16 protein-coding genes are annotated in these 16304 nt (G+C 73.1%); 2 read left to right on the forward strand and 14 right to left on the reverse strand.

The window, feature by feature from the left end; genetic code table 11:
• Nucleotides 1–114 precede the first annotated feature (114 nt).
• The 3 genes from IEZ12_RS33565 to IEZ12_RS33575 form a co-directional block, all read right to left on the reverse strand.
• Nucleotides 115–1125, reverse strand: coding sequence for a phosphotransferase family protein (locus tag IEZ12_RS33565; protein ID WP_189277638.1), 1011 nt, complete (start codon nucleotides 1123–1125; stop codon nucleotides 115–117).
• Nucleotides 1126–1229: 104 nt separating this feature from the next.
• Complete coding sequence (locus IEZ12_RS33570) at nucleotides 1230–2147, reverse strand: ROK family protein (protein WP_189277640.1); 918 nt, start codon at nucleotides 2145–2147, stop codon at nucleotides 1230–1232.
• Entirely contained in the window at nucleotides 2144–3160 is a 1017-nt protein-coding gene (locus IEZ12_RS33575; protein WP_189277642.1) for a zinc-dependent alcohol dehydrogenase, read from the reverse strand. Before IEZ12_RS33575 ends, IEZ12_RS33570 begins: the two co-directional genes overlap by 4 nt.
• A 986-nt stretch (nucleotides 3161–4146) precedes the next feature.
• Between IEZ12_RS33575 and IEZ12_RS40270 the strand changes: the two genes are divergently transcribed.
• Complete coding sequence (locus IEZ12_RS40270; protein ID WP_268250294.1) at nucleotides 4147–5184, forward strand: hypothetical protein; 1038 nt, start codon at nucleotides 4147–4149, stop codon at nucleotides 5182–5184.
• A 190-nt stretch (nucleotides 5185–5374) separates the two neighbouring features.
• On the opposite strand, the gene IEZ12_RS33585 is transcribed toward IEZ12_RS40270, so the two are convergent.
• The 6 genes from IEZ12_RS33585 to IEZ12_RS33610 form a co-directional block, all read right to left on the reverse strand.
• Nucleotides 5375–5737 carry a nuclear transport factor 2 family protein gene (locus tag IEZ12_RS33585; protein ID WP_189277646.1) on the reverse strand — a complete coding sequence of 121 codons (363 nt, stop codon included), beginning with the start codon at nucleotides 5735–5737 and terminating at the stop codon, nucleotides 5375–5377.
• Nucleotides 5734–7272: a class I adenylate-forming enzyme family protein gene (locus IEZ12_RS33590; RefSeq protein WP_189277648.1), complete on the reverse strand. Its 1539-nt coding sequence runs from the start codon at nucleotides 7270–7272 to the stop codon at nucleotides 5734–5736. Before IEZ12_RS33590 ends, IEZ12_RS33585 begins: the two co-directional genes overlap by 4 nt.
• Nucleotides 7273–7419: 147 nt before the next feature.
• Nucleotides 7420–8148 (reverse strand): PIG-L deacetylase family protein, encoded by a 729-nt coding sequence (locus IEZ12_RS33595; RefSeq protein WP_189277650.1) that lies wholly within the window; start codon nucleotides 8146–8148, stop codon nucleotides 7420–7422.
• A gap of 27 nt (nucleotides 8149–8175) precedes the next feature.
• Entirely contained in the window at nucleotides 8176–9603 is a 1428-nt protein-coding gene (locus IEZ12_RS33600) for an MFS transporter (protein WP_189277652.1), read from the reverse strand.
• Between the two features lie 240 nt (nucleotides 9604–9843).
• Nucleotides 9844–10236 (reverse strand): DUF3224 domain-containing protein, encoded by a 393-nt coding sequence (locus tag IEZ12_RS33605; RefSeq protein WP_100586610.1) that lies wholly within the window; start codon nucleotides 10234–10236, stop codon nucleotides 9844–9846.
• A gap of 132 nt (nucleotides 10237–10368) precedes the next feature.
• Nucleotides 10369–11559 (reverse strand): cytochrome P450, encoded by a 1191-nt coding sequence (locus IEZ12_RS33610; protein WP_100586735.1) that lies wholly within the window; start codon nucleotides 11557–11559, stop codon nucleotides 10369–10371.
• Between the two features lie 145 nt (nucleotides 11560–11704).
• Here IEZ12_RS33610 and IEZ12_RS33615 point away from each other — a divergent pair, with 145 nt between their 5' ends.
• Nucleotides 11705–12115, forward strand: a complete 411-nt coding sequence (locus tag IEZ12_RS33615) for a DUF3224 domain-containing protein (protein ID WP_189277654.1) — start codon at nucleotides 11705–11707, stop codon at nucleotides 12113–12115.
• Nucleotides 12116–12187: 72 nt separating this feature from the next.
• On the opposite strand, the gene IEZ12_RS33620 is transcribed toward IEZ12_RS33615, so the two are convergent.
• From IEZ12_RS33620 to IEZ12_RS33640, 5 genes are read right to left on the reverse strand one after another with little or no spacing between them, the layout of a single operon-like run.
• A complete protein-coding gene (locus tag IEZ12_RS33620) occupies nucleotides 12188–12988 on the reverse strand; it encodes a 4'-phosphopantetheinyl transferase family protein (protein WP_189277657.1) in 801 nt (266 codons plus the stop codon).
• 3 nt (nucleotides 12989–12991) lie between these two features.
• Nucleotides 12992–13747 (reverse strand): thioesterase II family protein, encoded by a 756-nt coding sequence (locus tag IEZ12_RS33625; protein WP_189277659.1) that lies wholly within the window; start codon nucleotides 13745–13747, stop codon nucleotides 12992–12994.
• Between the two features lie 47 nt (nucleotides 13748–13794).
• Complete coding sequence (locus IEZ12_RS33630) at nucleotides 13795–15051, reverse strand: hydroxymethylglutaryl-CoA synthase family protein (RefSeq protein ID WP_100586607.1); 1257 nt, start codon at nucleotides 15049–15051, stop codon at nucleotides 13795–13797.
• Entirely contained in the window at nucleotides 15048–15311 is a 264-nt protein-coding gene (locus IEZ12_RS33635; RefSeq protein ID WP_100586606.1) for an acyl carrier protein, read from the reverse strand. The genes IEZ12_RS33630 and IEZ12_RS33635 overlap by 4 nt, the downstream gene beginning before the upstream one ends.
• Nucleotides 15308–16294 carry an LnmK family bifunctional acyltransferase/decarboxylase gene (locus IEZ12_RS33640; protein WP_189277662.1) on the reverse strand — a complete coding sequence of 329 codons (987 nt, stop codon included), beginning with the start codon at nucleotides 16292–16294 and terminating at the stop codon, nucleotides 15308–15310. The genes IEZ12_RS33635 and IEZ12_RS33640 overlap by 4 nt, the downstream gene beginning before the upstream one ends.
• Nucleotides 16295–16304: the final 10 nt, after the last annotated feature.

A 16304-nucleotide genomic window follows, 5' to 3' on the forward strand; every position in this document is an offset into this window, starting at 1 on the left:
CGACCGCCGAAGGAGCCGACGGAAAAGTCTGCCGAAATTCGGCACACCGAATTCCTGTCCGCTCAGACTGTCTCTCGCGGGACGGCCGTGTCAATAATGCGGACAGGCCGGGAATCAGCGCGGAACAAAGCGGCCGAAGACGTTCTCCGCGGCCGCGCGGCGCAGCATGACGGCGCGGACCCGGTCGAACACCCGGCGGTCCGGCGGGTCGGTCAGGATGTCGGCCAGGGCGAACAGGTCCAGGGCCCGGCTGGTGCGCCGCCAGTCGTCGGGCAGCAGCCCGCCGCCGTCCCGGAAGCCGTCCAGGAACGCCCGGGAGTAGTCCGGCGGGTACTCGTCCTCGAAGCGCAGCATGTTGCCGACGTCCATCAGCGGCGGGCCGCTGAAGGCGAGTTCCCAGTCGAGGACGGCGGCGACCTCCCAGCGCCCGTCGCGGCCCGGTCCGACCAGCAGGTTCTTGGGATTGAAGTCGTTGTGGACGAGCCGGTGATCGGCGGCGGCGCGGGCGCAGAGCGGCGCGGCCCGTTCGGCCAGCCGGCTGAGCGTCCGGGCGTCCGACGCGCTGAGCCGGCCCTCCGACGGGGGGCGTCGCTCCGCGACCGCCAGGCAGTGGTCCACAAAGGCCCGCAGGTCGCTCCGACCGTCCGGCAGCTGCGGAACCAGCGACGCCTCCTCGAAGCGGCCGGGCCGGGGCAGTTCCCAGGCGGAGACCCGGGCCAGGGCCGTACCGACCGCCCGGCCCAGGTCCGCGGCGGCCGGTCCGGAGGCGTCCGCCAGCGCCTCGGTCAGCGGAACGCCCCGGATGTAGCGATAGACCAGGGACGGACACCCCGTGGCCGCGCCGTCCGGATCGGCGGCCACCAGCTCCGGCAGGGGAAGCCGCCCGGACAGGCGCCGCAGCAGCGCGGCCTCGACCTCGCACGTGTTGCGCCGGACCCCGCTCTCCCCGCCGGGCCGGAAGCGGCGCAGCACGTAGCGCCCGCCCGCCTCCGTCACCAGCAGGATCAGCTCGTTGTTGCACCCGCCGAGAAGCCGCCCGGCGCATCGGACGCGCTCCCCGTGCAGGGCCTCGCCGTGCAGCCAGGCGCGCGTGCCGACGTCGAGCTCGATGGGGTCGGTCGTCACCACACCGTCGTCCTTCCTGCCGTCCGCGTGCTTCCGGGCACGCCACACCGGGGCCCTGCTGCGCCCGGGTCCCGGCCGAACCCGGACCGCCTCCCGCCGGGCGGTCAGCGGGTGTCGTGCTGCGCCTCGGCCCGGAACGCCAGGACGAGGCCGCCGGCCGGACCGGCCATCGCACCGAGCTCCGCCGGCACGACGAAGTCGTCGGCGGCCTGTTCGGGCAGCCCCGGGTACCCGCCGAGCTGCTTGAGCAGTTCCGCCCGCACCGCGGGAAGCAGCCCGGGGAGCACCGACATGCCGCCGCCGATCACGATCCGCTCGGGGGCGGTGCAGTAGACGATGCTGCGCAGCCCCTCGGCCAGGTAGCCGGCTTCGAGCTCGACCGCCCGGTGCAGCTCGTCCCCGGTCAGCTGCTCCGCGGGCCGCCCCCACCGGTCCGCGACGGCGGTGCCGCCGGCCATGCCCTCCAGGCAGTCGCCGTGGAAGGGGCAGTTGCCCGGGAAGTCGTCGCCCGGCCGCCGGCTCACCGCCACGTGCCCCATCTCGGTGTGGACCAGTCCCCTGACGGGCCGTCCGCCGATGATCGCACCGCCGCCGATGCCGGTCCCGACGGTGAGGTACACGTAGGTGTCGAGCCCCCGCGCGGCGCCCCACCGTCCCTCGCCGAGGGCGGCGCCGTTGACGTCCGTGTCGATGCCGATCGGCACCTTCAACTCCCTTGCCAGCGAGCCGAGTACGTCGACGTCGACCCAACCAGGTTTGGGCGTGTCGGTGGTGAATCCGTACGTCGGGAGGTTCGGGCGCAGCTCCAGCGGGCCGAACGAGGCGACGCCGACGGCGGCCAGCGGTCCGTGCCGCTGCGTCGCCCGGCCGAAGAAGTCGACAACGCGGGCCAGGGTCTCGCCGGGCGCCCCGGTGGGGAACCGGGCCTGGGCCACCAGCGCGGAGGGCGAAGTCCCCACCAGGCAGACGACTTTGGTGCCGCCCGACTCGACCGAGCCGTACAGTGCCCGACGCGCGCTCATGCGGCGGCCTCCGGCCAGCCGTCCGGGCCCACCGGGGCGGCGTCGGACCGGATGACGACCTTCATCGCGCCGTACCCGGCGCCGTGGCCCGCGCCATCGGCGCCCGCGGAGAGCAGCGCGAACGCGTCCTGGTAGCGGTCGAGCGGGAACTCGTGGGTGACCAGCGGCTCCAGCGGCAGGTCGCCGATCAGGTCGACCGCGATCGGGAAGGTGTCCGCCCGGTAGTCGCCGGCCCCGATCAGGCTGACGCCGTGGTTGGTCAGGTACAGCGGGCTGATCCGGGGCCGGTAGCCGTCGTCGAAGCCCATGGCGACGACCCGGCCGCCGTCGGCCACCAGTTGCAGTGCGGGCTCGACGGCGACCCCGGTGGTGTCGAACACGACGTCGGGTCGGCGTCCGTCCCCGGCCTTGACCACCGCTTCGAGCGGGTTCGGCCCGCCGGCGTCGACGGTCCGGTCGACCAGCGATCCGGCGACGGCCAGCCGGTACGGGTCCGACTCCGCGATCACCACCCGGCGGGCGCGGCGTGCGGCGACCAGCGCGGTGAGGAGGCCGATCGGCCCCGCGCCCAGCACGGCCACGGTGTCGCCGTAGCCCACGTCCGCGGCGAGCACGTTGTTCAGGACGCAGGCCAGCGGCTCCACCAGCACGGCCCGCCGGAACGCGAGGGCGCCCGGCAGCCGCTCGGTGAACCGTTCCGGCAGCACCACGTGGTCGGCGTACGTGCCGTCGCGGTCGACACCGACCTCGGTGCCCCGCTTGTTCCGGCAGTGGTTGGTCGCGCCCCGCCGGCAGGGCGGGCAACTGCCGCAGTACAGCGTCGGATTGACCACGACCCGGTCGCCGGGGCGGACGGACGCCACGTCCGCTCCGACCGCCTCCACCACGCCGACCGACTCGTGCCCGAGGACCACGCCGGGCCGGGCCGGGAAGCGGCCCAGCAGGATCTTGCGGTCCGTGCCGCAGATCCCCGTCCCCACGACCCGCACCACGACGTCGTCGCGTCCGGACACTTCCGGACGCGGATGGTCCCGCAACTCGACGGGATGTGAACCGGGACCGGAATGGAAGCCGGAACCGAGATATACCAGAGCTCGCACGGCGTCTCCTTGGGGGCCGATGGGCCTGCCGCTACCAGGTGCCTGTCACCGATCTGGCTTGCAAGGCGTTCACTGTAGCCTGCACCGTCCTCCCCCGAACCGTCCGTATTTCGGTCATCGTCGAAACCCCCTGCCCCTCACAGGGGCGTACGCCCGGCGTGATTCCCGGATCGCGCGCCGGGCGGCAATCGGCCCGATCGACCCGCTCGAAAGGGACGGCGCAGCACAGCCCCCCGTTCCAGGACCACCCTGCGCCGGCCGCGCCCACCCGCTGGTCCGGGGCCTGCCCCGCCCCGCGGCCGACGCCGGGCGGGAGCGGCGGCCACGGGTGGTGCCACTGGGATTTCGGCGGGGCAGCGGGGTGGCGAGAAATCCGCTGCGGCGCCGTCCGGGCGGAATCCGGGAATCATTTCCCCAGCGACTGCTGCTGTCGGCGGTGGAATTGTGCATTGCGGTGTCCGCGAGTCCACTGAAGGGGAAGGGCGACAATGACGGTGGCTGCGTGAATCCACCTCATTCCGAAGGGAATGTTGCCGCCGTCATATGACGCCTCCCGGGATGCGGGCCGGGGCACGCGGGGGCCGGCCGGACGGCGGGACGGCGGTCGCGGGAAGCCCGTGCCGTCCACCACGTCCGTCCGCCGCACTGTGCGCCTCGCGGTTGGTCCCGGCCGCCGTCGCTGGGGGCGCTCGCGCTGCCCGGCAACCCGATCGGCAGGCTTCGAAGGGGCCGACACGTCAGATTGTGACTAAAGGTAGTTCATCGCACACCGAGTGTGAACATATCGTGCGCGCATGAGACAACTACACCCCACCGTGCGTGCAGCGTGCGCCGTTGCCCTGAGTTCCGGCCTGGTCCTCGCCGCCCCCGCAGCCTGTACTGCTCGGGCCCTCCCGTCGGTGGTGCGAGCCCCCGACGGAACGCTGTTCCTCACCTTCACCGGCACTCCCCAGTCCGTCACGGTGCCCGAGGACGTGTGTCAGGTGGAGGTGACCGCCTTCGGCGGCGCCGGCGGCGACGCGGTCTACGGGTCGCCCGGCGGCCTGGGCGGCGAGGTCCTCGCAACGCTGGACGTCCACAGCGGGCAGGTACTGACCGTGAACGTCGCCGGCGCCGGAAGCGGCGGCAGCCTCACCGACGGCAGCCCGCCGCACGGCGGATACGGCGGCGGCGGGCAGGGCGGCGCGTACAACGACACCCCGGCGCCCGGCAACGGCGCCACTGCGGCCGGCGGCGGCGGGGCGACGACCGTCGCCCTCGACGGCGGCACGGTCATCGTCGCGGGCGGCGGAGGCGGCGGAGCCGGCAGCTTCAGCAACAGCGGCACCGGCCGCGGCGGCGACGGCGGTCAGAGCGGCGAGCCCGGCGAGACACCCCCCACCCCGGGGGCCGGCCACGGCGGCGCATCGGGCGGCGACGGCGGCAGCGGCGGGGCCGGCGGCACCCCGGCGTTCCCCGGGGACCAACCGGGCGTGGCCGGCGGCCCCGCGAACGGCATGATCGGCGGAGACGGCGCGCTCAACGTCGGCGACCCCCACATGGGCACCGGCGGAGGCGGCGGAGGCGGCGCCCACGGCGGCGGCGCGGGCGGCTCCTCCACCGCCGGCACACTCGACGGCGGCGGCGGAGGCGGCGGCTCCAGCCTCGGCCCCGCCGGGGCCCAGTTCACCACCGGCATCCGCAGCGGCGACGGCGAGGTCCAGCTCCAGTGGACACCCTGCGGCCCCAGCCCCAGCCCGACGCCGAGCCCCACCACTCCCCAGCCCACTCCCACCGGCGAAGTCCCCACCACCCCCGAACCGACCGGCCACCCGACCGCCCCCACCCTCCCCGCCACCGGCGCCCCCACCACCGGCGCCCTGGCCGCGATCGCCGCCCTGACCGCCGCCACCGGCGCCGCCCTGCTCCGCCTCGGCCGGGCCCGCCGCAGACACTGAGCCCGGCCTGGACACCTGCACCCGCGGTCGGACCCGGAGCTGGAGACGCCGATCCGGGAGAAGAAGATCGACTACCGGAACTGATCCGTGCTCACCTGGCCGGGCCCAGACGGTCCGACACCGGGGATCGGCGCCCGATGTGCGAACGGGTCCGGAGCGGCGAGCCGCTCCGGACCCGGGTGGGTGCGGGTCAGGCCCACCAGTCGCGGGCGCCGCCCTCGTCGGCGCCGCACTGGCGCCAGATCTTGCCGTCGCGCAGCACGTAGACGCCGAAGGTCACGACCGTCTCGCCGCGGACGATCATGGTTCCGCGCATCATGGTGGTGTCGTCGGTCTGGATGTACTCGTTCATGTCGACGTACTTGAGGTCGAGTTCCCAGTACTTGGCGAGCAGCGCGCGGATCTCGGTGCGGCCGGTGACGGTGCCGGTGAAGCGGATCCACTGGGCTTCGGGGTGGTAGAGCTCGACCAGGCCGTCGAGGTCCCGCTCGGCGGTGCACCGGACCATCTCGGCGAAGACGGGGTGCAGGGTGATTTCGGGCTCGGTGCTCATGACAGTGCTCCTCCGGTGTTGTCGGTGACGTCCGCAGCGGACGGTGCGGCGGTGGCCGCGAACCAGGTCTGGATCTCGCGTTTGACGACCTTTCCGAGCGCGTTGCGCGGCAGCGCGTCGGCCAGCAGCACCGTCCCGGGGATCTCGTGGGCGGCGAGCCGGCCGACCGCGTGGGCGGCGAGGGCGGCGAGCAGGCGGGCCGGGTCGTCGGTGGCATCGGCCATGGGCACCACCGCGGCGGCCACTCCGGTCGGGGTGCCGACGACGGCCACGTCGGCGACCGCCTCGTGCTCGAAGACGGCCGACTCGACCTGCAGGGTCGACACCAGTCCGTCAGGGGTCTCGATGGCGTCGGACTCGCGGTCGAACAGGTACAGCTCGCCGTCCTCGTCGACGTGCCCGAGGTCGCCGGTGTCGCACCAGCCGCCGGCCGGGACGCCCTCGCTCTCGGGGCCTTCGTCGACCCGGACCCGGGGCGGTGCGCCCTCGGAGCGCAGCCAGATCCGGCCCACCTCGCCGGTGGGCAGTTCGGCGCCGCGCGCGTCGGTGATCAGTACGTGGGTGCCGGGGGCGGGCCGGCCGACCGACATCGGGCGCTTCGGGTCGAAGGTCCCGATGGTGACGGCGGGTTTGGCCTGGCTCGCCGAGTAGGCGCCGACGACCTTGGCCCGCGGCATCATGTCCAGCAGGGCGGCGGCCAGCGCCGGGTGCAGGAACGCGGAGGCGGTGGCGACGGTGGTCACCGAGGTCAGGTCGTGGCGGCGGTGCACGCCGTCGCGGACCATCAGCACGGCGAGGTGCGGGGTCATCATGATGGTGCTCGCCGCGTGGCGTTCGATCAGCGCCGCCATGCGTTCGGCGTCGCCGGGCGGGGCGAGGGCGAGCGTCGTCGGCGTCGCGTTGAGCACCATGGAGACGGTGGTCGCGCTGGCGGTGATGCCGAGGCCGACGGAGGCCACCATGGGCGCGGGCTCGTCGTGGGCCATCACGGACGGGGGTCCGCCGGCCGTCGCCAGGTTCTGGTGCGACACGACGACCGCGCGGGCCAGGCCGGTGGTGCCCGAGGAGTACACGATCTCGGCGTCGTCGTCCGGCCGGTGGGCCAGGTCCACGGGCTCGTCGCCGGCCACGGTCAGCTCGTCGAGCGGGCGGATCCAGTCGACGGCCCCGGTCGTGGGCGGGGGGATCCGGCCGTGCACGATGCCGGCCATCCCGCACTGGCGGGCGCGCCGTTCCAGTTCGGCGACCGGGATGTCGGCGGGCAGGTGGACGACGGTGCCGCCGGCCTTGAGGACGCCGAGGTAGGCGACCGCGTAGTCGGACCAGTCCAGGTCGCCGAAGAAGATGCCGATGCGGGTGCCCCGCGGGGTGCCGGCGGCGAGCAGGCCGCGGGCCAGGGCCTCGGACTGCCGGTCCCAGTCCCCGTAGAGCAGGTCCGGGCGGCCGTCGATGATGAGCGCGGTGCGCCGGGGGTGGAGCGCGGCGTGCGAGCGCAGTTGGGTGGTCAGGTAGGAGAACGTCCGTTCATTGGCCATCGGGGGTTCCTCACGGTGGGTGTCGCAGCAGCCGGAGACGGTTTCCGCTCGGGGCACGCGTGACCGTCCGCGCGGCCCGGACCGGCGCGGCCACGACGTGGCGTGCACGGGTCCGGGACGGCGGCGGGCACCTCGTGCCGGTCGCCCTCAGACGATCTGGAAGGCGACGCAGCTGCGACCCCCGAAGCAGGGAGCCGCGGAGGCGAGGAGGTGGTTGAGGATGAACCGCGCGCGCTCGGCCGGCGGGTCCTCGCTCAGTGCCTCCAGGTACCGGTGGTGGGCCGCGAGCGAACGGACGGCGCGCTCGCGGGCCTCGTCGTCGACGGCCACCGCGTGGGTGGGCCGCGGGGATCCCGCGATCGCCACGCGCTTCGGCCGCCAGGGCTCCAGCCCCTCGTCGGACAGCTCCGGGTGGATCCAGCGGTTGCCCGCGTCGGCGATCGCGTCCAGAGCCGCCCGGCCGACCGCACCGTGGTCGGGGCTGTTCCACGCACCCGACGCCCAGGTGTCGTGGTGGTTGAAGGTGATCACCAGGTCGGGTCGGTGGCGACGGATGCCACGGGCGAGATCACGGCGCAGGTCCGGGCCGTAGACGATCGTCCCGTCGCGGTGGCCGTCGAGGAACTCGACCTCGTGGACGCCGAGTTCCACGGCCGCCTTGCGTTGTTCCGCCTCGCGCAGCGGCCCGCACTCGGCCGGCGCGAGGTCGGCTATGCCGGCCTCGCCGCGGGTGACGAGCAGGTAGGACACCTCGCGTCCCTGGGCGGTCCATTGGGCCACCGCGGGTCCGGCTCCGAACTCGATGTCGTCCGGGTGGGCGACGATCGCGAGCGCACGGGTCCAGTCGTCGGGGAATTCCTGCAATGAGTCGGCCATGAGCCCTTCCAGGTGAGTCGCGGGCGGTCAGGCCGTGTCGGCCTGCCGGGGAATGCGGATGATCAGGGTGGCGATCAGCAGTGCGACGGCCATGACGCCGGCGCAGGAGAGGAACGCGACGGTGTAGCCGTGCGTGGCCTCCAGGCCGCCGGCCGCCTGCGTCACCGTGGTCAGCACGGCGAGCCCGACGGAGCCGCCGACCAGGATCGAGGTCTGGAACAGCCCGGACACGGCGCCCGCGTCGGCGGGCGGGATCCCGGTGGTGGCCGCCGTGGTCGCCGGCATCATGGTCAGGCCCAGGCCGATGCCGGACAGGATCGTCGGGCCCAGCACCGTGCTGACGAAGGTGCCCGAGTCGGCGGCGAGGCCGAGCCACCCCATGCCGAGGCCGAGGCTGAGCAGGCCGAGCGTGAGCATCTGCTTCATCCCGACCTTGCCGATCGTCTTCATGCAGATCTGGGCGAAGACCAGCAGCGTGCCGATCAGCGGCAGGTAGGCGAGGCCGGTCTGCAGGGCGTTGAACCCGAGGATCTTCTGCAGGTACAGGGTGACGAAGAAGAAGTAGCTCATCTGCGTCACGCCGAACAGCATCATGATGAGCAGCGCGGCGTTGGTGTTGCGCAGCTTGAAGATGCGCAGCGGGACGACGGGGTGGACCTGCTTGCGCTCGACGACGCCGAAGACGACCAGCAGGGCGGCGGCGATGACGAGGAAGCCGCCGCGCATCGGCGAGGTCCAGGAGTCCTCGGTGTCGAGGAACGCGAAGACGGTCAGCAGCATCGCCGCGGTGACCGTCACCGCGCCGGCCACGTCGAGGCTGGGCCGCTCCTCGGCGCGGCTCTCCTTGATGGTCCGGCCGCCGAGCACGACGACCAGGAGACCGATCGGGACGGCGATGAAGAAGCTGATCTCCCAGCCCGGGCCGGAGGTCAGCAGACCGCCGATGAGCAGGCCGAACAGTGCGCCGGCGGCGCTGGCGCTGCCCCACAGGGCGAGTGCCCGCTGCCGCGAGGGGCCCTCCGCGAAGGAGGTGATGATCAGTGCGAGGACGACGGGAGCGGTCAGTGCGCCGCCCGCGCCCTGCACGGCCCGCGCGATCACCATCACCGTCGGGTCGGGGCTCAACCCGCAGACGACGGACGCCAGCGAGAACAGCGTGACGCCGACGACGAGGATCCGGCGCCGGCCGAACACGTCGCCGATCCGGCCGCCGAGCAGCAGCAGACCGCCGTAGAGCAGGCCGTAGGCGTTGACCACCCATGGCAGGCCGGAGTCGGTGAAGCCGAGGTCGCGCTGGATGTACGGCAGCGCGACGTTGGCGATGGTCTGGTCGACCTGGATGAGCAGCTCGGCCGTCAGCAGGGTGACGAGGATCAGCTTCGCCACGAGCGAGTCGGAGCCCGACGCGGGGTTTTCCTCGGAGGCCGACTGCTTGTCGGCAGACCCGATGGACATGGATCTCCTGATCGTTGTGCGCACCGCCGCTCCGGCGAACCCGGACGAGCCAAGGCTAGGGAGGGCGGGCGGGACGGGATGCTCACTTCAGCGCATCCCAGGGCAACTGATCGGAGACTTCCAACGGAAGGGGGCGCGGGACCACGGCGCTTCGTGCCATGGCCCCGCGCCCCCTTCGGACGCGCCTGGGCACGTCGGGGTACCGCAAAGCCCTCGGTGCCGCGTCGGCACCGAAGAGGACTAGAGGGTGTAGTCGACCGTGTACTCGGCCGTGGTGGCGTCCACCGACTTCACCGAGCCGGTGCCGGAGAGGCCGGCCAGCCCGTCCGTCGCGGAGCCCTCGACGATCGTCCAGGTCTCGGCGGCGGCGCTGGTGAAGGTGCCCTCGATCCGGGCGACGAAAGTCCCCTTGCGGTCTCCGATGGCGCCCTCGAAGCGCTGCAGGCCGACGTAGGTCGCGGATCCGTCGGCGCCGTAGACCATGAGGTACTCGAGGATGCCCTGGCCGTCGAAGTCCCCGGTGAAGACGTTCTCGACCGACGCGCGGGTCAGCGTGGCCGAGCCCTCCTCCTTGTGGTACGGGTTCTCGTTCCACGACTTGGTCGTGTACGTCCCAGTTGCTCGGGTGGCCATGGTGCGGTGTTCCTCTCGATCCAGACGATCGGCCGCAAAACCGTGCCAACGGCCGAATATGACGCCGTGTCAGGATAGCGTCCGCCCGGCTCTGGCATGCTCACTATTGAGCAACGAATCAAGGACGCTGGGTCACCACTCGACGGGCAGCGACCGCGGGGCGCGGATGATCATGTCCGACTTCCACTGCACCTCGCCGCCGATCCGCAGCTCCGGCATCCCCGCCAGCAGGGCCTTCATCGCCTCCTGCAGCTCCACCCGGGCCAGGTACGCGCCGAGGCAGTGGTGGGCGCCCTGGCCGAACACCATGTGGCGGTTGTCCTCGCGGTCGAGGACCAGCTCGCCCGGGTTCTCGAACGCGAGCCGGTCGCGGTTGACGGCGCTGGTGTCGACGATCACCGGCTCGCCCGCGCGCACCAGCAGGTCGCCCACCTGGATGTCCTCGGTGGCGTAGCGCGGGGAGATCCCGTTCGCGGCGAACGGCACGAAGCGCAGCAGCTCCTCCACCGCCGACGGGACCAGCTCGGGGTCCTCGCACAGCCGCGTCCACAGCTCGCGCTGACTCTGCAGCAGGTAGACGAAGTTCGAGATCTCGCTCGCCGTGGTCTCGAACCCGCCGATCAGGGTCGCTATGCAGAGCTGGATGAGCTCGGGCTCGCTGAGGCGGTCGTGGGCGTCGCGGGCCTCGATCAGGGCGCCCATCAGGTCGTCCTGCGGGGCCTGCCGGCGCTCCCGGACGAGGTCCGTGAAGTACTGGTGCAGGTCCATGAAGCTCTTCATGCACTCTTCGTCGGTCATCTCGTTGGTCGACAGCGCCGCGTCGCACCAGGTCCGCAGCTGCGCGCGGTCGGCCTCCGGCACGCCGAGCAGCTGGCAGATCACCGTGATCGGGATGGGCAGCGCGTAGGAGTTCACCAGCTCGGCGCGCGGGCCGGCCGCCTTCATCTCCGCGACGAGCTTCGCGGCCACCTCGCCGATCCAGGCCCGGATCGACTCGACGCGGCGCGGCGTGAACGCCTTGCCCACCAGCGTCCGCACCCGCGTGTGGTCCGGCGCGTCCATGGTGAGGATGCTCTCCGGCACCGGCCGCGGCGTCATCCGGGGCTCGTCGCGCTGGAGCGCCATCGCCCGGGAGAACCGGCGGTCGGTCAGCACGATCCGCGCGTCGGAGTAGCGCGTGACCAGCCAGGCGGGCTCGCCGAACGGCAGCTGGACGCGGATCGGCTCCCCGTCGTCGAGCAGCTTGTCGTACGCGGCGGAGAGCTCGATGCCCACACCGCCGGCGAAGGGGTAGGAAACCGGTTCCTGCTGTTCGGTGCTCATGTCGATGCCCACTTTCACCCTTTGTCCGGGAAGCAGCCTTGCCCGCGCCGACCGGCGTGACGAGGTGTCAGGGTATGGGCCCGGGTGGCGGGTTCATGCTCAATCCGGAGCATCGGGGCCGGAAATCCGTCTGGATACTGCCCCCATGACACAGGCAGAGGTTCGCATTCAGGCTGTTTTCACCGTCGACCGCTGGGACGCGGTCGACGACGAACCCGTCGACGGCGGTCCGGTCACCGGCCGGGCCGAGCTGGCCAAGACCTACACCGAGGGCGACGTGAAGGGCACCGCCGACGGCCACATGGTGACCACCCAGGGCCCCGGCGGGGCCGCCTACGCGGCGCAGGAGCGCGTGGTGGGAACCATGGCCGGCCGCACCGGGACGTTCGTGCTGGAACACCGGGCGACCCAGGTTCCCGGGAGCGAGCCGGTGACCTGGGCGGGCATCGTCCCCGGCTCCGGCACCGGCGAGCTGGCGGGCGTCGGCGGGGAGGGGACGCTCGGCCACGGCACGCTCGACCTGATGGTGCGGTTCCCGGCCGACCAGGCCGGCTGAACCCGGACAGGCCCCGGACGGGCCCCGGACCCCCGGAAGTCGGGGGTCCGGGGCCCGTTCCGCAGCGGCCGTTCAGTCGCAGCGGAGCCTGCGCGCGGGGCCCCGGCGCCAGGGGAAGCCGTGGTGCAGCAGGACCGCCTGCTCCCCCGCCGGGCCGTCCGGCTGCACCGCCACCGCCACCAGGGCGTCCGGCCCCGCCTCGAAGCCCAGGAACCGCCAGCGGTCGGCCAGGTCGTCCTCGGGCGGGCGGAAGCCGACCACCCGGCCCGCGTCGTCCAGGGTGAAGGCGAACGAGTCCAGCGGTTGGGCGAGGCCGATCCCCCGCGCCTTGAGGTACGCCTCCTTCAGCGTCCACAGCCGCAGCGCCATCCTCGCGCGCGGCGGGCCCTCCTCCAGCGTCCGCAGCCAGTGCCGCTCCTCCGGGGCGAACGCCGCCGCGAGCACCTCGGTGTCCCGGGAGCGCCCGGTGGCCCGGGTGAGCCGCTCCACGTCGACGCCCACCCGGCCGCGGCGGGTCACCGCGAGCACGCAGAACCCGTCCGTGTGCGAGAGGTTGAAGTCCAGGTGCGGCCCGCCGCGAGGCAGGCCGCCCCGCGGCGGGAGCAGGTGCGGGCGGCCCAGCGGGGAGCGGGCGAGCGCCAGTTCCGCCTCGGGGATCCCGGTCTCCAGGGCCAGGCCCCGCCGGACCAGGGCGCGGGCGACCCGGTGCCGGCGGCGGTCCTCGGCGAACAGCAGCCGCTCCTCCGCCGCCCGCTCGCCGCGGTCGGACCAGTGGAGCGCGAGCGCGTCGGCGAGCGGCGGCGGCAGCGCCTCGTCCGGGCAGAGCCAGACCGTGACGGGGAGCCGCTCCGGCCCGGGCCGCGAGGCGTCCACCGGTCAGCGTCCGGCGTGGGCCGGGGCCAGGCAGCCCCGCAGGGCGGCGAGGAACTCCTCGGAGTCCTTCAGGTAGAAGTGGTCCCCCGGGAAGACCCGCAGCCGGAAGTGACCGCTCGTCACCTCCCGCCACTCGCCGACCTCCTGGGGCGTCGCGAGCGGATCGCGGTCGCCGGTGAAGGCGTAGACGGGGCAGGTCAGCGCCGGGCCGCCGGCCTTCGGCAGGTACGTCTCGTTCAGCTCGAAGTCGGCCCGCAGGAACGGCAGGAAGAACCTGACCATCTCCCGCTGCCGGACGATCTCCGGCGGCGTGCCGCCCAGCCTGACCATCTCCGCGAGGAAGTCGTCGTCGCCCAGCTGCGACACCGGCGGGCGCCGGTCGGGCGCGTGCGGGGCCCGGCGGCCGGAGACCACCAGGGCCTCCGGTCCCGGCTCCCCCCGAAGGCGCAGGGCCCGGGCCGCCTCGTAGGCGATCACGGAGCCCAGGCTGTGCCCGAAGAACGCGTACGGCCCGTCCAGGTGGGGGCGCAGGCCCTCGACCAGGTCCGCGATCAGGGGTTCCATCCGGGTGTGGGCGGTCTCGCGGATGCGGGACTCCCGGCCCGGGAGGACCACCGACACCACTTCCACGTCCTGCGCCACCTGCTCGCGCCACGGCCGGAAGAAGGCGCTGCCTCCACCGGCGTGGGCGAAGCAGAACAGTCGCAGCCGTGGGTCCGGCCCACTCCGCTGCGCAGGGCTGATCCAGGGGCCGGACATCGTCTCCCTCTCTCCGTTCTCGTCCTGTCGTTCGGCGCCGGCCGCGTTCAGCGCCACTCGTACTGCCGGTGGTAGTCCTTCACCCCGGTGAAGGCGAGCATCTCCTTGCGGCCGCCCGCGCGGCGGGCGACGGCCTCCCAGCGCCCGCTGTCGATCGTCCGGTTCTGCACCGGCACCAGGCACTTCAGGTTCTCCTCCAGCAGCTCCGTGTACTCGGAGAACGCCAGGTCGGCGCGGTTCTCCAGGTGGGCGGCGATGCCCATGGCGGAGACCGTCGCGGCCGACTGCTCGTCCACCGTCCCGCTGAAGAACTCGGACGAGCAGCCCGACCCGTAGGAGAAGATCCCGACCCGGCCGGCCTCGGTGACCGCGCCGGAGTCCAGCAGGCTGGCGAGCGCCAGGTAGACGGAGCCGGAGCAGAGGTTGCCGACCGTCGAGGGGTAGCGCAGCGAGGGGGTGACCCGGCGGGCGAAGTCCTCCTGGAGGTCCGCGGCCGGGCGGCCGGACTCCCGCATCAGCTTGCGGTGGGCGGCCTTCACCAGCCCGGCGAACGGGGTGTGCATCACCAGGTGGTCGAAGGTGGTGGAGACGTCGGCCCCTTCGACCCGGCTGGCGTAGTCCGCGAAGCTGTTGCTCAGGCAGTCGAGGTAGGCGAACAGCGAGCGGTCGACGTCGGCGATGTCGAACCGCGGCGAGGGCCGGGCCGAGTCGAGCGTCTCGTAGCTGTAGTTGCCGAAGGCGCCGAGGTCCATGGCCATGACCCGGGGGTCGTCGCTCAGCAGGACGGCGGCGGCCCCGTGCCCGGCGGCCGGCTCCGAGTACTCGGCCGCCTCGTCGACGACGGCCACGTCCGTCGCGATGACCAGGGCCTTGGCGCCCGGGGAGACGCCGGAGGCCAGGTAGCCGACGGCGGTCTGCACGGCGGCCGTCGCGCCGAAGCAGGCCTGCTTGACCTCGATCATCCGGCAGTTGCGGCTCAGGCCGAGGTACTTGTGCACGTAGGAGGAGACGGACTTGCTGTAGTCCACCCCGGACTCGGTGGAGGTCACCAGGATCTCGATCCGGGCGCGCTCCTGCGGGCTGAGGGCGTCGACGACGGGCCGGGCGGCGTTCACCGCGTTGGTGACCGGGTCCTCGAAGGGCAGCCCGATCGAACGCCGGGTCATCATCAGGTTCTCGATCCGGGAGGGGTCGAGGCCCCGCCCCCGGAACAGCTCGGGCACCGTGATGGCGGCGAGCCCGCACCACACGTTCAGGGCCTCGATCCCGTAGCCGGTCCGCCGGCTCCGCTCGGGCCCGGTCACCGCTGCTGCTCGCGACAGAGCAGGTCGACCATGGCCTCGATGTCGGGGACGTCGCTGAACTCGGACATCGGCGTGCTGATGCCGGTCCGCTCGATCAGCAGCCCGATGATCTCCACCCGGTCCACCGAGTCGGCCCCCAGGTCCTTCAAGTGGCGCTTGCCGCCGATGAGTTCCTCACTGACGCCGGGGAGGATGCTGCGCACGACCTCCCGGACGAGCCGTTCTGTCGCGGCCCGCTGCGGATGTGGGGCGAGTGTCACTGCGATTCCTTCCGAGAGGGTCCGGTGGTGGTGCCGGTGGTCAGGGTGCGGGTGGTGCTGACGGCGATGACCCGGCCGGTGTCCCGGTCGCGGATCACCACGTCGGTGAGCTCGTCGCCCGGGTCGCCGCTCCGGCGCCGCGACGACGCGGTCAGGGTCAGCACGGTGTCCACGTCCGCGTTGCCCAGGTAGCAGATCTGCTGGTCCACGGCCGCGCGGCCGAGGAATCCGGCGTCCGTCCCGCCCCGCCGGCGCCACAGCGCCAGCAGCGCCTCGTCGACCATCGCGAAGTAGGACGCGAAATACAGCAGTCCCACCCCGTTGACGTCGCGGACGACGTCGACCGGGTGCTCCACGGTCACCGTCCCGGGAACCGCCCGGTAGGCCGGATCGGCCGGATCGTGGAACGTCAGGTCGCGGCGGGCGCCCTGGTAGACCGCCCGCGGGGAGAACTGCTCGGGCAGCGGCGGCAGTGCCTCGTGCCGGAAACCCGGCGGGGAGGACTTCACCAGGCCCTGGTTGCTGCCCGGTGTGCCGCGGGCCACCCAGCGGTTGAAGTTCTCCACGTACAGGCAGTCCTCGCGCGGGGCGAGGTGGAACTCCGCCGGGTCCAGCGGGCGTTCGGCGTCCTGGCCGCCGCTCCGGCTCACCCGGTGCAGGGTGAGCACGGATTCACTGCCCTGGTCGTAGCAGCCGGAAACCACGTCGAGCCGGTCCCCGAAGCCGAGCAGGCGCGGGTGGAAGGAACGGCTGCCGCGCACCCGGAAGTAGTAGAACGCCAGATAGGTGGGGTTGCCGGCGCCGTCGCTGGCGGTGAACACGTCCGTGCCGCCCAGCTCGCTGACCGTCTCCCAGGTGAAGTCGCCGAGCAGGCCCGGGAACAGGGAGCTCGGCCCGCACATCCCCGGCCGCACGGTGACGGTCCGGCGGACCTCCGGCAGCGCCTCGGCCGGCCGCCGGGGGCGGGTGATCGGTGTCGTCATCGGTGCAGTG

Origin of the sequence: Kitasatospora griseola (genome assembly GCF_014648555.1) — a bacterium.
Classification (GTDB): Bacteria; Actinomycetota; Actinomycetes; order Streptomycetales; family Streptomycetaceae; genus Kitasatospora; species Kitasatospora griseola.

Coding starts and splice junctions, on each gene's coding strand:
- IEZ12_RS33600 (WP_189277652.1), bottom strand. CDS start 9,603: ATGTCCATCGGGTCTGCCGACAAGCAGTCGGCCTCCGAGGAAAACCCC.
- IEZ12_RS33625 (WP_189277659.1), bottom strand. CDS start 13,747: ATGTCCGGCCCCTGGATCAGCCCTGCGCAGCGGAGTGGGCCGGACCCA.
- IEZ12_RS33615 (WP_189277654.1), top strand. CDS start 11,705: ATGACACAGGCAGAGGTTCGCATTCAGGCTGTTTTCACCGTCGACCGC.
- IEZ12_RS33605 (WP_100586610.1), bottom strand. CDS start 10,236: ATGGCCACCCGAGCAACTGGGACGTACACGACCAAGTCGTGGAACGAG.
- IEZ12_RS33595 (WP_189277650.1), bottom strand. CDS start 8,148: ATGGCCGACTCATTGCAGGAATTCCCCGACGACTGGACCCGTGCGCTC.
- IEZ12_RS33585 (WP_189277646.1), bottom strand. CDS start 5,737: ATGAGCACCGAGCCCGAAATCACCCTGCACCCCGTCTTCGCCGAGATG.
- IEZ12_RS33590 (WP_189277648.1), bottom strand. CDS start 7,272: ATGGCCAATGAACGGACGTTCTCCTACCTGACCACCCAACTGCGCTCG.
- IEZ12_RS33610 (WP_100586735.1), bottom strand. CDS start 11,559: ATGAGCACCGAACAGCAGGAACCGGTTTCCTACCCCTTCGCCGGCGGT.
- IEZ12_RS33570 (WP_189277640.1), bottom strand. CDS start 2,147: ATGAGCGCGCGTCGGGCACTGTACGGCTCGGTCGAGTCGGGCGGCACC.
- IEZ12_RS33640 (WP_189277662.1), bottom strand. CDS start 16,294: ATGACGACACCGATCACCCGCCCCCGGCGGCCGGCCGAGGCGCTGCCG.